Here is a 1,899-nt window from a genome sequence, read left to right on the forward strand (position 1 = left end):
AAACAGCACTTTTTCTCGGTCAATGATTAGGATAAGTTATAACTTAAAAATTAATCAACAACTAAAGCTTATGCTTGTAGCTAAGTGAAATCATTGATTAAGAGACCTGTACTTTTCAATGACTTTTTCAGCAAGCCCTAGTTAAAAGCCTATGAACCAAGAATCCCCCGCTAAACCGCGCGAGCGGTTAGCGGGGGAGAGTCAACAAACCACCTCCTACGTTTTCAACGATGCCGACCACGGGGCGCGACTGTTTGCCTTGGAAGAGTTCGGCAACATCTACACCAGGATCATGAACCCGACCACCGATGTCTTCGAGAAGCGGATCGCGGCTTTAGAAGGAGGCGCGGCGGCCCTGGCCACCTCTAGCGGTCAGGCGGCGCAATAATGGAATGGGCCTTATCCCCCTCCGTTTAACCCGAACTGGGGTTAAGCAATAAAATTAAACGCCAAAATCCCATCATTAAAATCGTTATCGCTGATATTGGGTAAGTTACCCGGTAAATCCTCAAAGCCAAAGATATTATTCCCCCTTGACCGTAAATGTTCCGCCCCATCGGGATTTGCCGACCCAAAGGAGAAGTAGGCCACTTCATGACTTATATAGTTTTCTAGGGTAGCCGCCACGTTATCGGGATTCTTGGTCAAAAATGCCTGAATACTCCCTTGCAGACTTTCTCCCAGATTGCCCCCATTGGCAATGACAAAGGGTGCGTAGCGTCGCCCCCCTTCCAACAACACATCCCCAAATTCAGCGGCGGTGGTGCTTTGGTTTGCCCCTTCCCCACTGGCCTGCAAAATGAAGTTATTCACCGCTTGACTTAAGGCGGTACGCGCATAACCCGCTTGACCCGGTTGAATTAACTCTGTCACGTTGCCATCTCCATCTAAATCGAGGCTGTCAAAAACGGCTCCGTTGTCATCCGCCACTGGATAGAGACCGACAACGTTATTGAAGAAAGCTCCCGTCTGTTTGAGTCCTTCCTCAATGGCTGTCACCTGTATGCTACCGGGCAAGTTACTGAAGTTGAAAACCAGAGAACCTTGTCCATTACCCGTATCTTTAAATTGGAGGGTTTGGGGATTAACGGCTTGGTCGGGTAGATTGGTAATTTCTAGGGTGAAATTAACCGTTGCGTCTGGTGTGGCATTGGGAGCCAGTTTGAGGGTGGTATCCGTCACCGCCACCGTCAGATTATAGAGGGATTGGGCTTCAAAATCAGCCTTACCGATGAAGAATAACTCCCGGCCACGAATCTGGAAACTGCTCTGATCATTGCCCAACAAAGAAAGGCTATTTGTCCCCAAGGCATCATCGCTGATCTGAATATCGGCAACTTTTACACCTTGACTGGTATCGGTATTTTCAGCGATCGCCTTAGTGCTATTGGCAAGAATTAGGGCTGTGGGAGCTTCATTGACATCGGTGATGTTTAAAGTGAAGGTTTGGGTGAGATCGGGGGTGACACCAACGGTTGTATCATCGACATTGACGGTGACTTCGTAACTATTTTGGGCTTCAAAATTAGGAGTAAAACCGACATAGAAAAGAGCCGAATTCTGAATTAAGAAGCGCTCCTTATCCCGTCCCGTGAGGAAGAGATTATTGGTTCCTAAACCATCATCTTCAATCAGGAGATCGGCGACTTTAAATTCTGGGGTGACATCGACATTTTCAGCTAACTCGGTGACAGCATTTTGGAAAATTAGGGCTGTGGGAGCTTGATTACCGGGAGTTTCATTAACATCATTGACAGTAATTGTCAAGGTTTTCTCAAAACTTAGTCCCCCTTGGTCGGTGGTTTTTACCCGAATGCTGTAACTATTCTTGGTTTCAAAATCGGGGGAATTATTAATCTGTAATTGATTCCCTACAATCGAGAATGCTGAGTTATCTGT

2 protein-coding genes are annotated in these 1,899 nt (G+C 46.8%); one reads left to right on the top strand and one right to left on the bottom strand.

Annotation, left to right across the window (positions count from 1 at the left end; translation table 11 throughout):
- Window positions 1-151: 151 nt before the first annotated feature.
- Window positions 152-388: a PLP-dependent transferase gene (locus O9300_RS17555; protein WP_287973010.1), complete on the top strand. Its 237-nt coding sequence runs from the start codon at window positions 152-154 to the stop codon at window positions 386-388.
- Window positions 389-429: 41 nt separating this feature from the next.
- On the opposite strand, the gene O9300_RS17560 is transcribed toward O9300_RS17555, so the two are convergent.
- Window positions 430-1,899: DUF4114 domain-containing protein (locus O9300_RS17560; RefSeq protein ID WP_287973011.1), on the bottom strand; the 1,470-nt coding region annotated here is incomplete at its 5' end.

The organism is Microcystis sp. LE19-195.1E (assembly GCF_027532095.1).
GTDB classification, from domain to species: domain Bacteria; phylum Cyanobacteriota; class Cyanobacteriia; order Cyanobacteriales; family Microcystaceae; genus Microcystis; species Microcystis aeruginosa.

Excerpts from the sequence above, each read along its gene's own strand:
- O9300_RS17555 (WP_287973010.1), top strand. The coding sequence starts at position 152 with ATGAACCAAGAATCCCCCGCTAAACCGCGCGAGCGGTTAGCGGGGGAG.